Source organism: Lacticaseibacillus sp. 53-4 (genome assembly GCF_016861805.1).
Taxonomy (GTDB): domain Bacteria; phylum Bacillota; class Bacilli; order Lactobacillales; family Lactobacillaceae; genus Lacticaseibacillus.
Genome location: NZ_BOLT01000009.1, coordinates 1 through 20,971 on the forward strand (window position 1 = coordinate 1; position 20,971 = coordinate 20,971).

The window sequence follows — 20,971 nt, forward strand, 5'->3', positions numbered from 1 at the left end:
CACCAACGAGGCACATAACCGGATGATCCGCCAGGACTTCCCTAAGGGCATGTCCCTAGATGACATTAGCCCTAGTCAAGTGCAGGCCACGCAAGACCGCTTGAATCAGTTGCCTCGCAAACAACAGGGCTACTGCACACCCCAGCAAAACTTTGAGGCCGAAGCTCGGCGCGTTCGCCGCATGGCCCAGTAGTCTCTCTAGCGCCACAACTTCTATTTGATAACGGCCTGTTCTGGGATTGTCCTCAACGACTGGCTAACTTGTTCTTGCAATTTACGAATTCTTTTTTCCCCGCTTCGTTCATCAGTAAGCTCCTCTATTATGGTGCTATTTTGACGATAGACATCGTCGGTCGTGTAGTCCCTTGTCCAAGTATATCCATTATAAATTAGGAACTCAATGAACTGCCCAACATAGACTGCACAAAAACAGACTAACATTAGTGGTGAATCATGATTCGACGGAATCGTGGTTCACCACTTTTCTTTTTGGTAAAGTGGGGTCGAAGTTGACATGCCGTGGGCCTTTTTGGCGCATTGACGCCGTAACAAAAACTGGCAACTTCGCTTGATCCACCAAGAAACTCGTTCGCAGTCTGTTGGCGCAAGACGCCGTGTATTGAAAATTGGGATGAGTGAATCGGTGAAACAACTTCAAAAGGTGGTGTTTGTATGGAATGTGTATTTGGTATTGATGTCAGCAAGGCGACCGCGAACGTGGCGGTACTCGTTGATAACGTGGTCATCAAACAGTTTAAGATCACGTTAGACCATCCAGGGTTTAACCGATTAGGCGATGAACTCAATAGCTTCAGTGCACCCCTGATCATTTACGAGGCGACCGCAATGTACTCTCGTCGCTTACGCGCCTTCCTTCAGCGGGACGGCTGGGAATATACGGAGCTCAATCCACTCGCCGCAAAGAAGGCAATGGAGGAGTTCAGACACACCAAGACTGATGCGCTGGACGCGATTGGGTTGGCTAGAGCGATGATCAATAACCACTTCAAGCCGACCTATCAAGAGAAGCCAGTGTACACAGAACTGCGTGACTTGGAGCGGACGTATCAGCAGCACAACGAGGATATTGTGACCAACAAGAATCGTTTGCACAGGGCCCTCCAGCTAACCTTTCCAGAGGTTGAACATTTCATGAGTTCCACCGATGGTGCCCTCTATTGGCACATCGTTCAACGTTTTCCGCACCCAATGTTAGTACTGGCTCATGAAGTGAATGAACTAGCGGAAATCATCTTAGCCGAGACGCCAAAAAGGATGGGAATCAAGCGGGCCATGAAGTTAGCCGATCGGTTACTAGAACTCGCTCAGAGTTCAGCACCGGCAACCGAGCCGCAATCACATGCCGTCAGAGGCGTTGTCTCCTTGGGCATGGAGGTTGAACGCATCGACCGGTTAAAGGCTGAGACGATCGAGGAAATGGCCTTGGTGGGCAAAAATCTAAGCGAAGTGCAGCTCCTAACCTCAATTCCAGGTATCGGCATTAAGACAGCATTATGTCTGATCGCAGAGCTCGGTGATATTCGCCGATTCCACAGTGCCAATGCGATCAATGCCTATATTGGAATCGACTTGATTCGTTATGAATCAGGACAGTACGAGGCGGCGATGCACATCCGAAAGCGTGGCAACGCCTATGCCAGGAAGATTCTGTACAAGGCAATTTTGAACATTATCAGCGCCTCGAAATATCGTCCAACACGAATCAGCACAAACTACAAACGAAAAAAGCAATCTACCCAGTCCCATGGGACTAAGAAGATTGCCATCGCCGCAATGAGTCAGTTCAACCGGCTCATGCGCCACCTGATACTAAACAACGAGCCATATGATTCAACAACGTTCATGCCCGAACAGTAAATCATCACTCGCTTAGTTCGATTGTACCACCTCGCAAAACTAATATCTGTGAGGTCTAATTTGGTGTACACCCAGACAGCTGTACAACCGGTTCAAGTGAAGTGCCAAGTTCAAAAACAAAGTGCAAAGAAAAGAGAAAGCCGATTAAATCAGCTTTCTCTTGACTAACGGTAGAAAATAGACTGCCTCCAGATAGACACATGTATCGCTTTTTTCGTAGATTTGAGTTAAACAAAAAAATCCCCGCCAACTCAGCCCTCAATCGGCCCAAACTTGGCGGGGATTTTGGCGGGGAACGTAACAATTCCCCCGCCAATCATATCCTTTGCATCTCCCGAAAACGCCGTTAAATCAACATTCCGGGTTCAATTTACATGTACCTTTTATTCCCACTCGACAGTTGCCGGCGGCTTCGAGGTGATGTCGTAGACAACGCGGTTGACGTGCGCGACTTCGTTGACGATGCGAGCTGAGATCTTCTGAAGCACATCCCAGTCGATGCGGGCAAAGTCGGCGGTCATGCCATCAATCGAAGTGATGGCGCGAATGGCGATGGTGTAATCGTACGTGCGGCCATCCCCCATCACACCGACCGAACGGAAGCCCGGCAGCACGGTGAAGTACTGCCAGATTTTTTCTTGTAAGCCGGCTTTGGCGATTTCATCGCGCAGGACCCAGTCAGACTCGCGGACGATTTCCAGCTTATCCTTGGTGACTTCGCCAAGAACGCGAATCCCAAGGCCAGGGCCTGGAAACGGCTGACGCCATACCAAGTCATGCGGCAGGCCAAGGCGTTCGCCGAGCTCGCGAGCTTCGTCCTTGAACAGCTTGTTCAGCGGTTCAATCAGTTTGAACTTCAAGTCCTTAGGCAGGCCGCCAACGTTGTGGTGTGACTTGATGGTCTGCGCGGTGTCAGTGCCAGATTCGACCACGTCAGTGTACAGCGTGCCCTGAGCCAAGTACTCGATGCCATGCAACTTGCGCGCTTCATCGTTGAAGACTTCGATGAAGTCGCGGCCGATGATCTTGCGCTTTTGCTCGGGATCAGTAACACCTTTCAGGTCGCCCAAGAAGCGGTCTGCGGCGTTGACCTTGATGATTTTCACGCCGAGGCGACCGTTGAGACTTTCCATGACCTGGTCGGCCTCGTTCTTGCGCAGCAGGCCGTGATCCACAAAGATGCAGGTCAGCTGCTCGCCGATGGCTTTGTGCAGCAAGGCGGCCACCACTGAGCTGTCCACCCCACCGGAAAGGCCGAGCAGGACTTGCTTGTCGCCAACTTCGGCGCGAATCGCGTCAATCTGGTCGTCAATGAAGTCGCCCATGTTCCAGTTGGCCTGGGCACCGCAAACGTCAAAGGCAAAATGGTGCAGGATCTCATGCCCGTACTTGGTATTTTGCACTTCGGCGTGGAACTGGATGCCGTAAAACTTACGCTCATCGTCGTCCATCGCGGAAATCGGGCAGTTGTGCGAGGTCGCGGTTACGCGGAAGCCGGCTGGCGCCTTTTGCACGAGGTCGCCATGGCTCATCCACACAGTCTGCGTTTCCGGAAGATCTTGGAATAGCTTGGCGGTTTTGTCCGTCACCGTGATGTCGACCTTGCCGTACTCACGGTTGTCGGCTGGCTCCACGTCGCCGCCGAGGCGCTGGGCCATCAGCTGCATGCCGTAGCAGACACCGAGAATCGGAATGCCGAGTTCAAAAATCTCGTTGTCCACACCCAGCGCGCCGTCATCGTACACCGAATTCGGCCCACCGGAGAAAATAATGCCTTTTGGCGCGATCTTGCGGACTTCCGCCGCGGTGATAGTATGCGGCTTGAGTTCAGAATAGACGCCAAATTCGCGGATGCGCCGCGTGATCAGCTGATTGTACTGACTCCCATAATCGAGGACGATGATCTTGTCGTAGTCCTGGCCCTGGTTTGCCAAGTGTGCCCACACTCCCTTGTTTTGAATTGTTACTACTATACGGAAAATTTTGGCGCCGGTCAATTTTCAATGAGAAAAGCCTCATTAGTTGAACTTGCGCAGCGCGACCTCATCGATCAAATGATTGGCAGTTTTGTGCAAAATGACGTCCGCGCGGTTCTTGGTCGGCAGAATGTACTCCTTAAGGTTCTTGAGGTTGACGTCGCGCCAGACCTGCTTAGCCATTTTGAACGCATCGTCCCGATTGCCAATCGCGTACTGGTAGTAATAGTTGGTCGGATCGGTGAACGCAGTGTCCAGCAGCATGCCGAACCGCTCCAGGTACCACTGCTCGATGTTCTTAGGGTCGGCGTCGACGTAAATGGAGAAGTCGAAATAGTCGCTAATGTAAATCGGCTGCTGACTCGGCAGCTGCAGCACGTTGATGCCTTCGACAATCAGAATGTCTGGATGGTCGATGACCTCCTGCTCGCCGGGCACAATGTCGTAGATCTGGTGACTGTACTTCGGCGCTCGCACGACCCCGGTATTGTTTTTGACATTGTTGAGAAAATGAATCAACAGGTTCATGTCGTAGCTTTCCGGGAACCCCTTGCGCGCCAAAATGCCTCGTTTTTCCAGCTCGGCGTTCGAGTACAAAAAGCCGTCGGTGGTGATCATCTGGATCCGGCGGTCGGGATATGCCCGCGACAGCAACAGCTGAAGTAAGCGGGCCGTCGTGCTTTTACCCACCGCCACTGAGCCGCAGATGCCGATGATGAACGGATGGCTGTGGTAAGGCAGGCTCAAAAACTGGGCCAGCGTGCGCTCGTCGTCTTGGTAGTCCTTGTAGCGGATGTGGATCAGGTGACGCAAAGGCGAGTAAATCGTCTTCACATCGTCCATGCTGATGACATCGTTCAGCGAGCGCAGCTGCGTCAGCTCATCATCGGTGACCGAGGCAAAATTATGCGCGTGAAAGTTCGCCCATTCCGTGCGGCTGAACTTGTAGTAATTCATTTCTGATTCCATAACGACTCCTTGATGCTGATTTACTCTCTAGTTTAGCGCTTTCGCCCCCGCTTGTGGGCCAACCTGGGTAAAAAGCCTCAGTCTGTCGCCGGCGACCTGGTATGACCGGCGCGGGCGTGATCGTTCAGGGTGAAGTCGTGCACTGCGCGTAGTTCGCCAGCACGCTTGAGCAGCACAGCATCCAGCGCCTGGTTTAAGGTGTTTTTCAGGCGTGCTAGCCGCACCGGGTCGGCCGCCACGTCATCGCCGTACATGGTCTCCAGCGGCGTCCACCACACCGGACCAGCTTTCGCCGTGTCCCCGGCATGCCGTGGGAATAGATGCCAGTGAACATGTGCATCCCCATTGCCCAGCAGCTCGATGTTCATCTTGTCGGCATGAAACGCCTGGCCGCATGCCTCGGCCACTAGACTCATTTCCTCGAGAAATGCGATCTTGGTCTGCGGCGCCAGCTGGTGAAGCTCGGTGACATGCTGCTTGCCCAAGAACAAGGTGTAGCCTTCAAAGTACTGACTATCGGCCAAAACCACGTAGCCGGTTGCCAGTTCGCGAACGAAATAGCGATTTTCATGTTGCTTGATGGCGGCGATTCGTTGACAGATCAAGCATTCTTTCGGCATAGACTGCCTCCTTAGGCGTGAACAGAGTTTTATCTAATGTACCCCTTTCTCTGGGGTATGCCAATTATCAACGGACCGCCTCCGCCTAAACTTCAAAGAATTGTCTAAAGCCAAGTGTTGCCGCTTTCATTTTTTGGCCAGGCCCTGCTAAACTGAGGTTTCTATACCAACCCGGAAGGAAGTATTTCTCATGAAAATTACTGTCTTCGGCGTGCGGCCGGATGAGCGCCAGCACCTCGAGCGATGGACGCAACAGCGCGGTGATGACTTGGTGCAAACCACTGCGCTGCTGACGCCTGACACGGTGGCGAAAGCGGCAGGAAGCGCGGGCATCAGCTGTTTTCAGACGGTCCCGTACGAAGCCGGCGTGTTCAAAGCCATGCGCAAACTGGGTATCAAGACCTTGGCACTGCGCAACACCGGCACCGATAATGTCGACTTTGACGCCGCCCAGCATTACGGGATTCGCATCACCAATGTTCCTGCTCATTCACCGAATGCCATTGCAGAATTTGCGCTGGCCGATATGCTGTACTTGCTGCGGCAAACCGGATTGGTGCAGCGCGACCTGCATCAGGACCACTACCAGCAGGCCACGACGCACATCGGCCGCGAACTGCGCTGCTCGACCGTGGGCGTAATCGGCACCGGGCGCATCGGGCGAAGCTTGATCACCAGCCTCAATGGCATCGGCGCCAAGGTGCTGGCTTATGACGCACACCCCCAAGCTGACCCTCAGCTGCACTTTGAGCCAGTGCCCCTTTCGACCCTGCTGCGGCAAAGCGACATTGTCACACTCCACATTCCTGGCACGCCGACAAACACGCATCTGATCGACCAAGCGGCGATCGCCGAGATGAAGCCCGGCGCTCTGCTGATCAACACCGGCCGGCCAAACTTAGTTGATACAACGGCTGTGATTGCTGCGCTGCGCACCGGTCAGCTAGGCGGCGTGGGCATCGACACCTTCGAACACGAAAGCGAAGACCTGCTTGCCTTGGCCGAAGCCGGCCAGTTCACCGACCCGCAGTGGCAGACCTTGATGGCTATGCCCAATGTCATTTTATCCCCGCACATCGCGTATTACACTGAAACGGCGGTGCGCAAGATGTGTGAAACGGCGATGCAGGCGCTTCACGACATGGTCGAGCGGCAAGCCAGCGACTGCGAGGTCTTCCCCGACCAGCGGCTGCGCCAGGCCCAGTAACGATGAAAAAGACGCACACCTTTTCGCAGCCTTTGCGCTGCGGGCGGGTGTGCGTCTTTTTTATGATGGGACAATTCAATCCAGCGGGACTGGCACTGTCCAGCCTGCTGGGGCCTCGACATCGCCAAACTGGATACCAGTCAGCTCGTTGTAAAGCTTTTGGGTCATTGGCCCGATACCGCCGTCGCCGAACTGATGCACCTCACCGTTGTAAGTGATGCTGGCGATTGGGGTGATCACGGCCGCCGTGCCGCACGCACCAGCCTCGCCAAATTGATCCAAACCGTCAATGGGAATCTGTGTTTCCTCGGCGTCTAGACCGAACCGGTCGCGAGCCAGCGCGAGCAGCGACCGCCGCGTGATGCTCGGCAAAATCGAAGGCGACTTGGGTGTCAGGAATCGTTTTTCATCCTTGGTGATGCCAAAGAAGTTGGCGCTGCCGACCTCTTCAATGTAGTGGTGCTGAATCGGGTCAAGGTAAATCGCATCCCCGAAGCCGTGCTCGTGGGCATACTTGCCGGCCTGCAAGCTAGCGGCGTAGTTGCCGCCGACCTTGCTTTGGCCCGTGCCGTAATGGGCGGCACGGTCGGCGTGATCGGCGACCATGAACTTGGTCGGCACCATACCGCCTTTGTAATACGCCCCCACTGGCATGGCAAAAATTGTGAACAGGTACTCCTTGGCCGGCGCCACCCCGATGTTTGGGCCGACGCCAAGCAGCAGCGGCCGCAGGTACAGCGTCGCCCCGGTGCCATAAGGTGGGACGTACTCGGCATTGGCCGAAACGACCTGCATGGCCGCGTCCAGAAACTGCGCGGCCGAAAGCGGCGGCATCAGGAGCTTTTCTGCAGAGTCGTGGAGCCGTTTCGCGTTCAAATCCGGCCGGAAAAGCTGAATGGTGCCGCTTTTCGTGCGGTACGCCTTCATCCCTTCGAACGCAGACTGACCGTAATGCAGCGCCGGGCTGCCGACATTCAGGGTCAGCTCGTTGCCTTGAACTAAACCGCCCTTGTCCCAAGCCCCATTGCGGTAATGGGCCTCATAACGATACGGCAACTCTATGTAATTAAAACCCAGCGCGTTCCAGTCAATGTTGACGATCACCTTGGCACCCTCCATTCAAATTGACTTACATCGTCCCTATGCATGGTAAGCGATAAGCCGCACCGGCTCAAGCCTTCTTGTCAGCTAATCTGACAAAACGTGGGATTTAATCACACGCACAGCCCGGCCCGCAGAGTCCACCTTTCTTAACGCGCAGTCTTACAATCGCACACGCCAAAAAATGAATGACACGCTGTTCATTTATTTTGATCAGAAGATTTTGAAAGCGCTACAATGGAGGCGCCGGTTCGTTGAAGAATCCGGCAACGGTCAAGTTTTTCGATGCGGGTTGCACTCAGCACGAGAAGTTTGTCCAATTATCCAATCGAGTTAAGAAAGAAGATCATAACATGAGTCAGGAACGTCAATGGGATCAGTCGTACGATGTCGTTGTTTTGGGCTTCGGTGGCGCCGGCGCCACCGCCGCGCGGTTTGCTGCGGACGCCGGGGCCAAAGTCCTGCTGGTGGATTCCGCACCAGAAGGGCATGAAGGTGGCAATACGCGCTACTCCGCTCAGCTGATCGGCGCAGGCCGCGACTTCGACCAACTCAAGGCCTACTACAAGGCACTGACTGCCCCGATGAAGCTGGATGAGGACATGATCGACACATACGTCGACGGCATGATGAAGATGCCCGACTACCTGCGGCACTACTTGAACACGGAGCCGGTCAGTGTGGCCACCGATTGGGATCACAGCAAGTTCGACCTGCGCAGCGCGGTCCACGAATTTCCTGAATATCCTGGCGTCAATGCCTATGACTTTCTGCTCGTTCACCATGGCCTGTTCGATGCTGCGCTGTGGAAGAAACTACGCAAGGAAGTGCTCGACCGCAACGACAAGATCACGGTCTGGTATAGTTCACCAGCCAAGCATCTGATTCAGGACCCGGAAACCAAGGCAGTGCAAGGCGCTCAAATCGAGCACGATCACATTCTGTTGAACATTCAGGCCAAAGGCGGCGTGATCCTGGCTACCGGTGGATTCGAAAACAATCCGCAGATGGTGCAAGATTACCTGAAGGCGTCACGGCTGTCACCAGTCGGCTCTCTGTACAACAAAGGAGACGGCATCAAGATGGGCTATGAGGTCGGCGCCGACATGTGGCACATGGCCAACTACGAATCTCTGGGCATGCTTCATGGCTTGACTATCGCGACGCCGGCGGGTACGCGCGGCCGCCTCATCCTCGACTGGCCAGAGGCCGCCAAGGGCAGTGTCTTTGTCGCCGGTGACGACGGGTCTCGCTACTTCAACGAAGCTGAGGAAAACCGGCATGGCCACATTTACTACCACGGGATGTGGCAAGTACCGATTGCCAATGATCACCCGCACTTGATCTTTGACCAGCAGCAGTGGGAAGACTTCCATCATGCCAAATTACCTGTCGATAACTTCGACGCCCTAACGGTCAAGGCGGACACTCTGCAGGACCTGGCCAAGCTGATTCACGCTAAACCCGAGGCCTTGGCCAAGGCGCAAGCCGACTTTAACCACTTCATTGAAATCGGTGAAGATTACGCCTACGAACGGCCAGTGGACACGATGCGGGCCTTCGCCGACGGCCCGTACTACGCACTGCCGCTTCGCCAAGTCGTACTCAACACGCAAGGCGGCCCGCGCCGCAACAGTCGCGCTGAGGTCCTGAATCCGCAAGGCAAACCGATCCCGCATCTATTCTCAGCCGGTGAGCTCGGCGGCATCAACGCCAACCAGTACCAAGGCGGCAACAACCTGGCCGAATGCCTGATCTGGGGCAAGATTGCCGGAGAAAACGCAGTTCATGGCCTGCCAAAAGGCACGATTAATGAGAAAAACACTCCTGATGCCACCAGTGGTGCTTCTGAAGAAACGCCAACCGACAACACAGCGGACGCAAGCACAGGCGCTTCCGAGCAAACCGAAACGGCGACCTCGGCGCCAACGTCCGACTATCCAACGGGGGCGAATCAGTACATCGGCGTCAGCGACGAAGGCATGGGCAACGAGATCGTGGTTCGTGTGACTTACGCAGACGGCAAGATTGAAAACGTCGAGGTGCTCAAGCAAAGCGAAAGTGCCGACGTCGGGCTGAAGGCAATCAAGACCCTGCCAAAAGAAATGATCGACGCCAACTCTCCTGAGGTGGATGCCGTCAGCGGCGCGTCTGTCACCAGCCACGCGCTTAAAGACGCCGTCGCCGACGCGTTGAGCAAGGCAAAAGCGGCGGCGCCCACGGCTTAGACCTAAACTGAAACAAGATCTGAACAAATTGTCAAAAGAGCCGACTCAAGAAAATTTCCGCGAGTCGGCTCTTTTGTGCTTGGTTGGCGGCCTGTAAAGGACTGCGCCAAACATTAATCGACTGGAATTTCAGGCATGGCTGCGCGCGCCGCCTTATTGGCTGCAGTCCGGGCCGCATACCCCGCTGAAAGCTGTTGGCCCAGCGGTGTGTCTGCCTCAAGTGCGGGCAGCTGACTGCCTTTTTCGACGACGAAGGTCATCAGACTCCAAGCTGCCAAATACTGCTTGCCCGTGTCCAAGTCCTCGCCCACCATGCGGGTGAACACTTCGATCGAGCGGTGACCAGAGCCGGTAACAAAGCTTTCATAAGTCAGCGCGTGGCCGATCTGCACCGGGTTCACGTACACCATCCGGTCCAGCGACCCCGTGACCATGTGGCTCCGCGCAAACCGGTGCGCGGAGATGCTGGCGGTTTCGTCCAGCCATTCCAGCGTTTGCCCGCCGAACAGGCTGTTGTGCTCGTTCATTTGCCCCTCAAAAATCCGGTGGGTCGTGATCGATAACGTTTCAGACATTTTCATTACTGACTCACTTCGTTTCGTAGAGGTCACTTGGCACATCGGCCAACAGCGGCGACAGGGCCGGGCTGGCAAAAATCGTCAGGCGGTGCATCGCACGGCTGGCAATGGTGTACAGCAGCTCGCGTTCGTCCTCGTGATGGAACATCGCCGAATTGGCCTGCCAGAGCACGACCGCGTCAAACTCCAGCCCCTTGGCCAGGTATGACGGCACGACGATGACCCCGGCGGCCAGACGCTGGTTTTCAGAGCGAATCAGCGTGGTCTTCACGCCTTGGTCAAGCAGCGTTTGGTGGAGCTTTTCGGCCTCTTCCAGCGTTTTGGTGATGATGGCCGTGGTTTGCTGAGCGGCGTTGTCGATCTTGATCTGGCCGCGGAGTGCCTCAACCAGCGCCGCCTCATCCTGGCGCACGTACAGCACCGGCAGCGGTCCCTGCCGGTCGAACGCCTCGATCTTCTGACCTGACTTCAAAATTGCCTTGGTGAACTCGGTGACTTGCTTCGTCGACCGGTACGACCGGGTCAACTGCACGACCCGTGTTTTCTCCGGATCGAAAAGCTTGGACACGTCGGCGATCAGCGAGTGCGAGTTCTCCTTGGTGAAGATGGCCTGATTCAAATCGCCAAGCAGCGTGAACTTGGCTTTCGGGAAGCTGCGCTGCAGGTATGCCAGCTGGTACGGCGTGTAGTCCTGGATCTCGTCGATGAAGACATAGCGCATGTCGCGCTCGCCGTGGCGGCCAGTGATCAAGTCGTACAGGTAGATGTAAGGCGTCGCGTCAGCAATGGCCAGCCGGCGCGCCTTGAACTCGGCGACGAAATGCTCGACCTCGTCTGCCCACTCGGCTTCGGTCAGGTCAAACTGGCCAAGGTCCAGAACGTGCGGCAGCTCGCGCAGAAAGGCCACGTACTGGCCGCGCACGTTCAGGAAGTGATTGCGCACGATTGCCTGCTGGATCTCGCCGAACGCGCGAATCACGATTTTGCGGGCGAAAAAGCCGTACTCCGCATCGCTGTCCTTAAACTCCTGCGGGCCGTCCTGCTGAAGGTCGCGCAGCTGCTCCTGGGACAGGTTCTGCACCGTCTCCTGAACCCAGTCCGCCTTCATTTCGCTATTGACCTTGCGATTAAGCATGGAGATCAGGCGATTTTTAGTCGCATCCAGGCGATTGCCCAGGTGGTAATTCTCATTATAAGAATAGAAAATATCCTCGATCCGCTTACGGGAAATGAAGACCTTGTCCCGGAACCGGATGTCGCGAAAGCGCATGCCGCCTTTTTCCAGTGAAGAAGTGTACTTACTGGTGGCCTGGAAAAACGCGAGGCTGGCCTTGAGGCTTTGAATCTTCTTCTGGCTCGGCGTCAGCTTGGCTTCAAACTGGGAGAACAGGTCCTGCACCGTGATGTTCGGCACGCGCCGGGTCACGTACTGGTAAAACGTGAACTGCACCATGTTCTGCTCGCCGAGCTCTGGCAGCACGTTACCGATATAGTCGGAAAACAGCTGGTTGGGTGAAAACATGATGACCTGGCTAGAGGACAGGTTACCCCGGTAGCGATAAAGCAGGTAGGCCACCCGTTGCAACACAGCCGAGGTTTTCCCCGAGCCAGCGGCGCCTTGCACGAACAGCAGATCCGCTGTCGTGTCGCGGATGATCTGGTTCTGCTCGCGCTGAATGGTCGTCACGATGCTCTTCATCTGGGTGTCCGACTTCTCGTTCAGGACCTCCAGCAGCATCTGATCGCCGATGGTTTCCGTGGTGTCAAACATCGTCTGGATCTGGCCGTCTGCGATCACGAACTGACGTTTCAATGACACGTCCACGGTTTGCGGCCCGTCCGGGGTTTGGTAGGTGACCTTGCCCAGGCCGCCATCATAGTAGATGGAAGAAATCGGGGCACGCCAGTCGTAGATCAGAAACTTGCCAGCGGCGTTGGTGAAAGAACCCAGGCCGATGTAAATGGTCTCGGGCTTCTCCTCGCCTTCCTGAAAATCGATGCGGGCAAAGTACGGATTGTGCTTGAGGCGCCGCACAGTCGCCAGTTGCAGGGTCGACTGCTTCCAGGCGTTGCTGCGCTCATCCAGCATCTGTTGCTGCTGCTGAATGCTGGCCGCAGTTTCAATGGTCTCCGCGTCGTTCGTCAGGTTGATCTTGGTATCCGCGAAAAAGTTCTTGTTGAGATTGGTTTCCTCTGCCTTGGTCCGTGCCACTTCTGCACTGAGCCTCGTGTCGGCTGCCGCCAGTTCCTGCATTGTGGTGTCAAGATGTGCCTGTTCGAGCTGTTTCTGATCTGCCACGCAAGGGCCCCCTTAAGGTAAAATAATCGTTGAACAATCATACCACTTGCGCGGCGCCACTGCAATGAAAACAGCGCCTTGCGCCCAGCGTAGTCCACCCCGCGCTTTCCCTTTTACGCCAAAAAGGAAGCCGACCGGTGCATCGACTTCCTGGAGGTGCTTGCTTGTGAAGATCAGGTTGAGCGCCCAGAGGCGGTAACGGTTGGACCAGCGCTCGCTACTTGACCGCGGTTAAATACTTGATAGTGCGCGCCGTGACCTCGGCCGGGTCGGTCAGTCCGACAAACGCCTCGGTCAGCTGCACCCCGGCGACCTTTTGGGCCAGGGCCTGAATGGTTTGCGGATCGTCGCTCGCGGTATTGATCACGATTGGCAAGTCTGTAGCCGCGTGGACAGCATCGAGCTCCTGAGTAAGCAGCGGTTCTGGCAGCGCCGGAAAAAGCGTCAAAAACCCCACGGCAGGCTTCACAACGGTGGCCGTGCGCACCGAGCTCGCCGGCCCGACGATCGTGATGAAGTTGACCCCCTCCTTGGCCAGGTATGGCGCAAACAGGTGCGCCTCTTCATGTGGCATGTCCGGTACAATCACCCCAGTGATGTTCAGTGCCGCCGCCTTATTGGCGAAGGCCTCAAAACCGTAGACAAAGGCAATGTTCGTGTACGTCACCAGTGCGATCGGCACATCGGTTTGTGCCCGAATCTCAGCAATGGCGTCAAACGCTTCTGGGATACTGATCCCACCATCCAGTGCCCGTAAGTTGGCGGCCTTGACCGCCGGCCCGTCGGCAACGGGGTCGGAAAATGGCAGCGCCAGTTCGACCAGCGAAGCGCCGGCCTTGGCTTCGGCGACGACATTGGCCACGGTCGTCTTAACGTCCGGATCGCCGATTACCTGAAACGGGATCACCGCTTTTTGCTTAAAAATATCTGTGATGTTAGTCATTGAGATCCACCCCCCGATAGTCTGCGACTTGTGCAACGTCTTTATCCCCGCGGCCCGACAGTGTGCAGATAATGATCTGATTCGGGCTCATGGTCTTGGCCAATTTACGGGTATAGGCCACCGCATGCGAGCTTTCAATAGCGGCGATGATGCCTTCCTTTTGCGCGATGTATTCAAACGCCTGCACCGCCTCTTCGTCGGTGATGCCCACGTAAGTGGCGCGCCCGCTGGCCTGCAGTGCCGCGTGCTCGGGTCCAATGCCCGGGTAATCCAACCCGGCCGAGATGGAATAAACCTTGGCGATCTGGCCGTCCTTGTCCTGCAGGAACTTGGACGCCATGCCGTGGAAAATCCCATCGGAGCCCAGCTCTAGCGTGGCCGCCGTCTTGCCTGAGGCCAAGCCTTGGCCGCTGGCTTCAGCCCCGTAAAGCTTAACTTCGGGGTCGTCCAAGTAAGCCGCAAAGCTGCCAATCGCGTTTGAACCGCCACCACAGCAGGCCACAATGGCATCCGGCAGGCGGCCCTCCGCCTTGAGAATCTGGTCCTTGGACTCGGTGGAAATCACGCTTTGGAATTCGTGAACCATGGCCGGGTATGGGGCGGGGCCAACCGCGGAGCCAATGACGTAGAAGGTGTCCTGGGTGTGCTGGGACCAGTCTGCCAAAGCGGCGTTGACCGCATCCTTCAGCAGGCCCTGACCGTCAGTGACCGCCACGACCTTAGCACCCAACAGCTCCATCCGAAACACGTTTAGCTTCTGACGCTCGGTGTCTTCTTTGCCCATGAAAATCTCGCACTTCATGCCGAACAACGCCGCGATGGTGGCCGTGGCGACCCCATGCTGACCCGCACCAGTTTCGGCGATCAGCCGTGTTTTGCCCAGCTGCTTGGCTAGCAGTGCCTGGCCGATGACGTTGTTGATTTTGTGCGCCCCAGTGTGGTTCAGGTCCTCGCGCTTCAGGTAAATTTTGGCGCCACCGATATCCTCGGTCATGCGCCTGGCGTAGTACAGCAGGCTCGGCCGCCCGGCGTAGTCGTTCAGCAGCCGGTGGAACTCAGCCTGAAACTTCTCATCAGTTTTGCAGGCCTGAAATGCCTCGTTCAGCCTGATCAGCTCCGGCATCAGTGCCTCAGGGACGAACTGGCCGCCGTACTGGCCAAAATGCGTATCTTCTTGTGCCATGTGACTCTCTCCTTTGTTGGTCCAGAATTTTTACCAACAAAAAAATCCGCCCCAAACCAGCCGACATGACTGATTAAGGACGGATTGACTCCGCGGTGCCACCTTAATTGCGCGCTGCGCAAACCCAGCGCGCCCCTTGACGAAGGGCCAACACCCTTCCGGTAACTGACGTATACCTCACGTACAGACTGACTCGACGGCGAGCTACGGAATGGCAACGGGCTAGCGGCTAGCGACCATTCGCTTGCGTGCTCTGCACGCCGCGCTCATGGTCCGCTAGCCTTAGCCCTAAGAACGCCATTCCTCCGCTCTTGACTTTTGGTCTGTCCCTCAGTGGTCCATTTAACTGCCTGCGTTCGGCGACACTCTCAGCTGCGGTCGCTCTCTGTGCGTGCACGACAATCTTGATCTCCACTTCAACGGTTTAGGACGAATTATTTTGTTACTCCAGAGTCTAATGGCCCGCTCATCAAACGTCAACCCTTTTCACAGAATTTATGTTATCGTTTTTCAAGGCCGCGCTGGCCGCCTGACGCAATCAACGGAAACCTGCGGTAAAATGGGCACAAATTCTTCTTGTTTGGAGGAAGCGACATGCAAAGCATCTCACTGCTGGTCGTTTTGTTTGCGGCGCTGCTCACCCCGCTGCTCATGGCCAAATTCAATATTCACAGTCTCCCCACCGCGGTGGCCGAGATCATTGTCGGGATCATTTTGGGCAACAGCCTGCTGGGCTGGGTGACCAGCAATGCCGTGCTTGAGGAACTGCGCACCCTCGGTGTCATCGTCTTGATTTTTCTGTCGGGGATGGAAATCGACTTTTCTCTGTTCCGGCCGCAAAAACAGGCTGGCAGCAAAATCGGCGTGGCCCCGCTGGCCTTTCTCAGCTACGGCAGCATCGTCCTCATGGCACTGGCTGCGGCCTGGGTGCTTGACTTGCTCGGGCTGTATCACCACATCGTGTTTGCCGCGATTATTTTCGCCACGGTGGCGCTGGGCGTGGTCATCGCCGCGCTGAAGGAAAAAGAGCTGCTGAGCAAACCGTTCGGGCAAACGGTCCTGCTGCTGGCCGCACTGGGCGAGGTGCTGCCGCTGATTGCACTGACCGTTTACCAAAACCTCAACGGCACCTCCTCACGCAGCGTGTGGCTATTGCTGCTGATTTTCGTGGCCGCCATCTTCCTGCTACACCGTTTTCGCAAGCCTTACCAGTGGTTCGCCGAAATCGATAAAAGTACCACGCAGCTGGACATTCGACTGGCCTTTTTCCTGATCGTCACGCTGGTCACCGTGGCCGAGTCCGTCGGCGCCGAAAATATTCTGGGCGCGTTTCTCGCCGGCATGGTGATGAAGCTGCTCAAACCGCGCGAGGAGACGGAGGATAAGCTGACCAGCATTGGCTACGGCTTTTTCATCCCGATCTTCTTCATTATGACCGGTGCGAACATGAACCTGCCGGCCATGTTCAAGGACCCGGCCAGCCTGGCCTTGATTCCTGTGCTGCTGATCGCCTTTTATGCGGCCAAAGCGCTGCTGATCCCGCTGCTTTTGATGCGGTTTCGCAAGCACAACGCGCTGGCCGGCATGCTGCTGACGTCGACCACGATCACGCTGGTCATTCCGGCGCTGTCGATCGGCAAAAGCTTGGGCATCATCTCCAGCACCCAAAGCGCCGCTTTCACGCTGGCCGCGGTCATCACCTGCATCGCCAGCCCGATTCTATTCAACACCTTCTACGTTGCGGAAAAAGACGACGTCAAAAAGACGCGCGTCCACATCATCGGCGCCAACCTGATGACCGTGCCAATCGTCCAGCAGCTGACCCGCGGCCTGTACGAGGTGCGCCTGTACACCGACGACCCGGTCAAGTTCAAAACCTACAACTCCGAAGCGCCGGTCACCTTGCTGGCCGACGTGACCGAGCCAACGCTCCAGAACGCCGGCGTGTTTGACGCCGACATCATCGTCCTCGCCCACTTCGACGAAGATAAGAACTTTGCCGTTGCCGAACTCGCCTTGGCGGCCAAGGTGCCGCGCATCATCGCCCGCTTCGACGCCAAAAACGCCACCGATGGCCGCTACGATGAGCTGGCCGCGCAAGGCGTTGAGGTTTACAACACCTTCGAGACCAACATCGCAATGCTGCGCAGCCTGATTGAAACACCGTCGACGCTCAAGATCCTGCAGGACACCACCGCGGGCATCTTCGAAATCGTCGTCAACAACCGCCGCTTTGCCGGCCTGGAGGTCAAGAACCTGCCCTATGTCAACGACATCACCATCAGCCAGATTTTCCGCGGCGACCACTTCATCGCCCCGCATGGTGACACCCAGCTCCACCTGGGCGACCACATCATTTTCTCCGGCGACAAGGCGCAAATCGGCCAGATGCGAGCAGAATTTGAAAAGGTCAACTAAGCTGAGGCAAGTGTGATGCATCCCACCATGCCTGCAGTGAAAGTGATAGAATGAGACTATTATAAGGAAATGCGGTGACCACAATGAAGCAAGGAACCACGATTTTGACGCTTGATAACGGCTACCACCTTTGGACCAACACGCAGGGCGAGGGCGACATTCACCTGCTCTGCCTGCACGGCGGCCCTGGCGGCAACCACGAATACTGGGAAAACTTCGGCGAGCAGCTGAGCGACCTCGGCGTCCAAGTGCACATGTACGATCAGCTCGGCAGCTGGTACTCGGATCAGCCGGACTACTCAGACCCAGAAATTGCCAAAAAGTACCTGACCACGGACTACTTCTTAGGCGAAGTTGAGGAAGTCCGCCAAAAGCTCGGCTTGGATCATTTTTACCTGATTGGGCAAAGCTGGGGCGGTGCCTTGACGCAGCTGTACGCGCTCAAGTACGGCGAGCACCTCAAGGGCGCCATCATCTCCTCCATGATCGACAACATCGACGAGTACGTCGACCACGTCAACTATGTGCGTGAAGAGTGCCTGCCGCCCAAGGCCGTCAAGTACATGAAGAAAATTGAGGCAGAAGGCAACTGGAAGGACGCGCAATACCAGAAGTACGTCGACGTGCTGAACCGCAGCTACGTGGACCGCAAGCAGCCGCCTGCCATTTCCCACCTGATCGACACCACTGGCACCCCAGTTTACAACGCTTTCCAAGGCGACAATGAATTTGTCGTCACCGGCAAGCTGAAGGACTGGGACATTCGCGACCAGATTCACAACATCACCGTGCCGACCCTGTTGACCTTCGGCGAGCATGAAACCATGCCGCTGCGCTCGGCTCAGCGCATGGCCGAGGACATTCCGCATGCCCGTTTGGTCACCACGCCAGACGGTGGCCACCACCACATGATCGACAACGCCCCGGTTTACTTCGCGCACCTGAAGCAGTTTATCAAGGACGTCGAATCCGGCAACTTCAATGATTAAGTCATATTGCCAGCCCATTGCGGCTGGCTTTTTTCGTCCTGCAAAGGGCTATAATGGGGACAAACTTTAACGGAGGCACAACATGGCAGACATCGATAAAATTATTGAGCGCGCGGAAAACGACGCCAACATTCTCGCTATCGGGACTGAAGGATCAGGCAACGATCCTGACCAAACGCCGGACGAATGGACAGATCTGGACGTCACCTTGTTTGCCGCTGACCCGGACCAGGTCGACGCTAAAGCCTGGGTGAACGCGCTGGGGGCGACCAAACTGGTCCAACACCTGCACGACACTCACCTGTTCGGCCCGGCCACCGGCGCCTGGGAATCCTGGCTGACCCGCTACCAAGGCACGCGGCGGATCGACTGGAAAATCGCGCCCGCCGCTGACGAAGCCGCGTACCTGGCTGCCGACCACTTGAACGCGATCATCTGGCGGCAGGGCCAAGGCCGCGTCACCCCACGCGCCACCGACGCGTCCAGCCATTTTCTCACTGCGCCGACGCAGGCGGACTACGAGGCGACCCTCAATGAAATCTTCTGGATCGCCGGCAATGTGATCAAGGGCCTTTCGCGCAATAACCTGCTATACGCCAATGAGCAGTTCAACGCCCACCTGCGGCCGCAGGTGCTCACGCTTTACGCCTACCGGGAAACGCTGGCGCAAGATGGCCACTTTGACCCAGGCGTTAACTTCAAGAACGTCTGGCCCAAGCTGGCGTCCTATGAGCAAAGTCAGCTGGCGGCCACATATGACCAAAGCAGTCGTGCTGCCACCCTGGCCAGCCTGAAAAACTGTGTGGTCATCGTCGAAAGCCTGGTGGACGAGTTTAACGACGACCAGACGCTGCTGCGTCCGGCCTGGCTCGGGCCCGCCGACGCCCAGGTCACCAGCTGGTTCTTCGACCTGACCGCACCGCTGAACGCCGAGAAAAAGGCGCAGGAAGCCGCAAGCGCCAAGCAGAAGGAAGAAATTGCCAAGCGCCACGCCGCCAAGCGTGCGGCGTATTACGAAGGCAATCAGCAGAAGTAGTTCGACCTAAGGGGACGGCCGCCAGCCGCCCCCCTTTTTGGGCCTCAGCGGGGGCTTGTGCTGTGGTAAACTTGAAGTAAATCACACGGAGGTGCGCCATGAAAACTGTTACGGTTTACCTGGTCCGGCACGGTCAGACCTGGTTCAATAAATTCAACAAGATGCAGGGCTGGTCGGACTCACCGCTGACCGAAAAGGGTATCGCAGACGGCAAGCGCGCCGGCGAAGCGCTGCGCCACGTGACGTTCACCCGCGCCTACTGCAGCGACACCACCCGCGCGCGGCGAACGGCAGGCTACATCCTCGAGCAAAACTTCAACAGCAACGTTGCGCTGACCGAAACCCCGCTGTTTCGCGAGCAGTTCTACGGCTACTACGAAGGCGAGGATTCGCCGAAGACCTGGTACGCGGTGGGCATGCCCCACGGCGCCCGCACGTTCAAGGAACTGATCGAAAAATTCGGCGTTGACGCAACGAAGGACTTCATGCATGAGGCCGACCCGTTCCATGACGCCGAGGACGCCTTGACCTACTGGAACCGTCTGCAGAAAGGCTTCAAGCTGCTTCGGGACCAGAATCAGAACGGCGACAATGTGCTCTTGGTCACGCACGGCACGACTATTCGCAGCATTATCGACAAGTTTGGCAAAGACGACGGCTGGATCGTCACTGATTCGCCGCGCAACGGGTCCATTTCGCGCATCGCCCTCACCGACGAAGGCATCAAGGTCCTCGGCTACAACGAGCTGAAGCTGGTTTAGGCCATGGCGACGGACACGACCAAGCGGCGCCTGGCTCACACCCTGCGCGAGATGATGGCGACCACCGCGCTGGACCACATCACCATCAGCGCGCTGACGAAAAAGGCCGGGGTGACGCGCAACACGTTTTACTACCACTTCGAGGACATCTATTCCCTGCTGGCCTGGATCTATGAGCAGGAGATCATCGTCCAAATGGCCAAGTACGCGCAGATCACCGAGTGGCAAAAAGCGCTGCGCATGCTGCTGGACTACATCGATGACAACCGTTCATTCTGCGTCGCCTCGTTCAACTCGGTAGGCCGCGACCTGCTGGAGCAGCTGCTGGCCACCGTTGCGGAATCCCTGGTGCAGCGCGTCGTAAACGATGCCGACCCCAACCTGCCAAAACCGCTGACCGATGACATCTGCAATTTTTACGGCCTGGCGATTGTTGCACAGATCATTCAGTGGCTGATGGAGGGCTTGACCGAGCCGAAGCAGGCCATCGTCCACCGCTGTGACATCATGCTGACAGGCGCGGTGCAAAACGCTATTCACAACGCGAATACATTACATTGAGATTTTTGGGCAATCCCCTCGGGTTGCCTATTTTTTTGCGCCATTTTTCCTCATACACTGAAAGCGTAAACAGAAAGGTGGTACATCTGATGAAAAAGAAAACCCTACTCCTTGGCCTAGTTGCCGGCGTCCTTGCCGGCGCCACCGTCTACACCTTGAAGAAACTGGACTGGTTCCACGACGACGCGAAGGATTACGCCATTTTTGAATCACAGCGCAGCTAG

General features: G+C 56.4%; 17 protein-coding genes and 1 pseudogene. 10 read left to right on the forward strand and 8 right to left on the reverse strand.

Annotated elements, in window-relative coordinates; all coding sequences use genetic code 11:
* Both JUF21_RS05100 and JUF21_RS05105 read left to right on the forward strand, forming a co-directional pair.
* Positions 1-193 (forward strand): annotated as a pseudogene (locus JUF21_RS05100) (IS30 family transposase); the annotation flags it as partial.
* A gap of 479 nt (positions 194-672) precedes the next feature.
* Positions 673-1,878, forward strand: a complete 1,206-nt coding sequence (locus tag JUF21_RS05105; protein WP_203663298.1) for an IS110 family transposase — start codon at positions 673-675, stop codon at positions 1,876-1,878.
* 383 nt (positions 1,879-2,261) lie between these two features.
* Here JUF21_RS05105 and guaA read toward each other — a convergent pair whose 3' ends face one another.
* The 3 genes from guaA to JUF21_RS05120 all read right to left on the reverse strand — a co-directional run bounded on the left by guaA (position 2,262) and on the right by JUF21_RS05120 (position 5,443).
* Complete coding sequence (gene guaA, locus JUF21_RS05110) at positions 2,262-3,812, reverse strand: glutamine-hydrolyzing GMP synthase (protein ID WP_203624347.1); 1,551 nt, start codon at positions 3,810-3,812, stop codon at positions 2,262-2,264.
* 84 nt (positions 3,813-3,896) lie between these two features.
* On the reverse strand, positions 3,897-4,823 hold the full coding sequence (gene coaA, locus JUF21_RS05115) for a type I pantothenate kinase (protein WP_203624346.1): 927 nt from the start codon (positions 4,821-4,823) through the stop codon (positions 3,897-3,899).
* Positions 4,824-4,900: 77 nt separating this feature from the next.
* Positions 4,901-5,443: an HIT family protein gene (locus JUF21_RS05120; protein ID WP_203663300.1), complete on the reverse strand. Its 543-nt coding sequence runs from the start codon at positions 5,441-5,443 to the stop codon at positions 4,901-4,903.
* Positions 5,444-5,633: 190 nt separating this feature from the next.
* On the opposite strand from JUF21_RS05120, the gene JUF21_RS05125 reads away from it, so the two are divergent.
* Positions 5,634-6,650, forward strand: a complete 1,017-nt coding sequence (locus tag JUF21_RS05125; RefSeq protein ID WP_203663302.1) for an NAD(P)-dependent oxidoreductase — start codon at positions 5,634-5,636, stop codon at positions 6,648-6,650.
* 75 nt (positions 6,651-6,725) lie between these two features.
* On the opposite strand, the gene JUF21_RS05130 is transcribed toward JUF21_RS05125, so the two are convergent.
* Positions 6,726-7,754 (reverse strand): branched-chain amino acid aminotransferase, encoded by a 1,029-nt coding sequence (locus JUF21_RS05130; RefSeq protein WP_203663304.1) that lies wholly within the window; start codon positions 7,752-7,754, stop codon positions 6,726-6,728.
* Positions 7,755-8,104: 350 nt separating this feature from the next.
* Here JUF21_RS05130 and JUF21_RS05135 point away from each other — a divergent pair, with 350 nt between their 5' ends.
* Positions 8,105-9,979 (forward strand): FAD-binding protein, encoded by a 1,875-nt coding sequence (locus JUF21_RS05135; RefSeq protein ID WP_203624342.1) that lies wholly within the window; start codon positions 8,105-8,107, stop codon positions 9,977-9,979.
* Positions 9,980-10,092: 113 nt separating this feature from the next.
* Here JUF21_RS05135 and JUF21_RS05140 read toward each other — a convergent pair whose 3' ends face one another.
* From JUF21_RS05140 to trpB, 4 genes are all read right to left on the reverse strand, one after another.
* Positions 10,093-10,554 (reverse strand): acyl-CoA thioesterase, encoded by a 462-nt coding sequence (locus JUF21_RS05140; RefSeq protein WP_203663312.1) that lies wholly within the window; start codon positions 10,552-10,554, stop codon positions 10,093-10,095.
* Between the two features lie 13 nt (positions 10,555-10,567).
* Positions 10,568-12,856, reverse strand: a complete 2,289-nt coding sequence (gene helD, locus JUF21_RS05145) for an RNA polymerase recycling motor HelD (protein ID WP_203624340.1) — start codon at positions 12,854-12,856, stop codon at positions 10,568-10,570.
* A gap of 217 nt (positions 12,857-13,073) precedes the next feature.
* Entirely contained in the window at positions 13,074-13,799 is a 726-nt protein-coding gene (trpA, locus tag JUF21_RS05150; protein WP_203624339.1) for a tryptophan synthase subunit alpha, read from the reverse strand.
* On the reverse strand, positions 13,792-14,982 hold the full coding sequence (gene trpB, locus JUF21_RS05155) for a tryptophan synthase subunit beta (RefSeq protein WP_203663314.1): 1,191 nt from the start codon (positions 14,980-14,982) through the stop codon (positions 13,792-13,794). The genes trpA and trpB overlap by 8 nt, the downstream gene beginning before the upstream one ends.
* 594 nt (positions 14,983-15,576) lie before the next feature.
* On the opposite strand from trpB, the gene JUF21_RS05160 reads away from it, so the two are divergent.
* The 6 genes from JUF21_RS05160 (at position 15,577) to JUF21_RS12015 (ending at position 20,971) form a co-directional block, all read left to right on the forward strand.
* Complete coding sequence (locus JUF21_RS05160) at positions 15,577-17,400, forward strand: monovalent cation:proton antiporter family protein (RefSeq protein WP_203624337.1); 1,824 nt, start codon at positions 15,577-15,579, stop codon at positions 17,398-17,400.
* A gap of 83 nt (positions 17,401-17,483) precedes the next feature.
* Positions 17,484-18,389 carry a proline-specific peptidase family protein gene (locus JUF21_RS05165; RefSeq protein WP_125754683.1) on the forward strand — a complete coding sequence of 302 codons (906 nt, stop codon included), beginning with the start codon at positions 17,484-17,486 and terminating at the stop codon, positions 18,387-18,389.
* Between the two features lie 82 nt (positions 18,390-18,471).
* Complete coding sequence (locus JUF21_RS05170) at positions 18,472-19,425, forward strand: aminoglycoside 6-adenylyltransferase (RefSeq protein ID WP_203624336.1); 954 nt, start codon at positions 18,472-18,474, stop codon at positions 19,423-19,425.
* A 98-nt stretch (positions 19,426-19,523) separates the two neighbouring features.
* Positions 19,524-20,186: a histidine phosphatase family protein gene (locus JUF21_RS05175; RefSeq protein WP_203624335.1), complete on the forward strand. Its 663-nt coding sequence runs from the start codon at positions 19,524-19,526 to the stop codon at positions 20,184-20,186.
* 3 nt (positions 20,187-20,189) lie between these two features.
* A complete protein-coding gene (locus JUF21_RS05180) occupies positions 20,190-20,747 on the forward strand; it encodes a TetR/AcrR family transcriptional regulator C-terminal domain-containing protein (protein ID WP_203624334.1) in 558 nt (185 codons plus the stop codon).
* Positions 20,748-20,836: 89 nt separating this feature from the next.
* On the forward strand, positions 20,837-20,971 hold the full coding sequence (locus JUF21_RS12015; RefSeq protein ID WP_255533303.1) for a hypothetical protein: 135 nt from the start codon (positions 20,837-20,839) through the stop codon (positions 20,969-20,971).

Bases quoted from the DNA above. Each gene is read 5' to 3' on its own strand.
- JUF21_RS05105 (WP_203663298.1), top strand. From the start codon at position 673: ATGGAATGTGTATTTGGTATTGATGTCAGCAAGGCGACCGCGAACGTG.
- coaA (WP_203624346.1), bottom strand. From the start codon at position 4,823: ATGGAATCAGAAATGAATTACTACAAGTTCAGCCGCACGGAATGGGCG.
- JUF21_RS05120 (WP_203663300.1), bottom strand. From the start codon at position 5,443: ATGCCGAAAGAATGCTTGATCTGTCAACGAATCGCCGCCATCAAGCAA.
- JUF21_RS05125 (WP_203663302.1), top strand. From the start codon at position 5,634: ATGAAAATTACTGTCTTCGGCGTGCGGCCGGATGAGCGCCAGCACCTC.
- JUF21_RS05135 (WP_203624342.1), top strand. From the start codon at position 8,105: ATGAGTCAGGAACGTCAATGGGATCAGTCGTACGATGTCGTTGTTTTG.
- JUF21_RS05140 (WP_203663312.1), bottom strand. From the start codon at position 10,554: ATGTCTGAAACGTTATCGATCACGACCCACCGGATTTTTGAGGGGCAA.
- trpA (WP_203624339.1), bottom strand. From the start codon at position 13,799: ATGACTAACATCACAGATATTTTTAAGCAAAAAGCGGTGATCCCGTTT.
- trpB (WP_203663314.1), bottom strand. From the start codon at position 14,982: ATGGCACAAGAAGATACGCATTTTGGCCAGTACGGCGGCCAGTTCGTC.
- JUF21_RS05160 (WP_203624337.1), top strand. From the start codon at position 15,577: ATGCAAAGCATCTCACTGCTGGTCGTTTTGTTTGCGGCGCTGCTCACC.
- JUF21_RS05165 (WP_125754683.1), top strand. From the start codon at position 17,484: ATGAAGCAAGGAACCACGATTTTGACGCTTGATAACGGCTACCACCTT.
- JUF21_RS05170 (WP_203624336.1), top strand. From the start codon at position 18,472: ATGGCAGACATCGATAAAATTATTGAGCGCGCGGAAAACGACGCCAAC.
- JUF21_RS05175 (WP_203624335.1), top strand. From the start codon at position 19,524: ATGAAAACTGTTACGGTTTACCTGGTCCGGCACGGTCAGACCTGGTTC.
- JUF21_RS05180 (WP_203624334.1), top strand. From the start codon at position 20,190: ATGGCGACGGACACGACCAAGCGGCGCCTGGCTCACACCCTGCGCGAG.
- JUF21_RS12015 (WP_255533303.1), top strand. From the start codon at position 20,837: ATGAAAAAGAAAACCCTACTCCTTGGCCTAGTTGCCGGCGTCCTTGCC.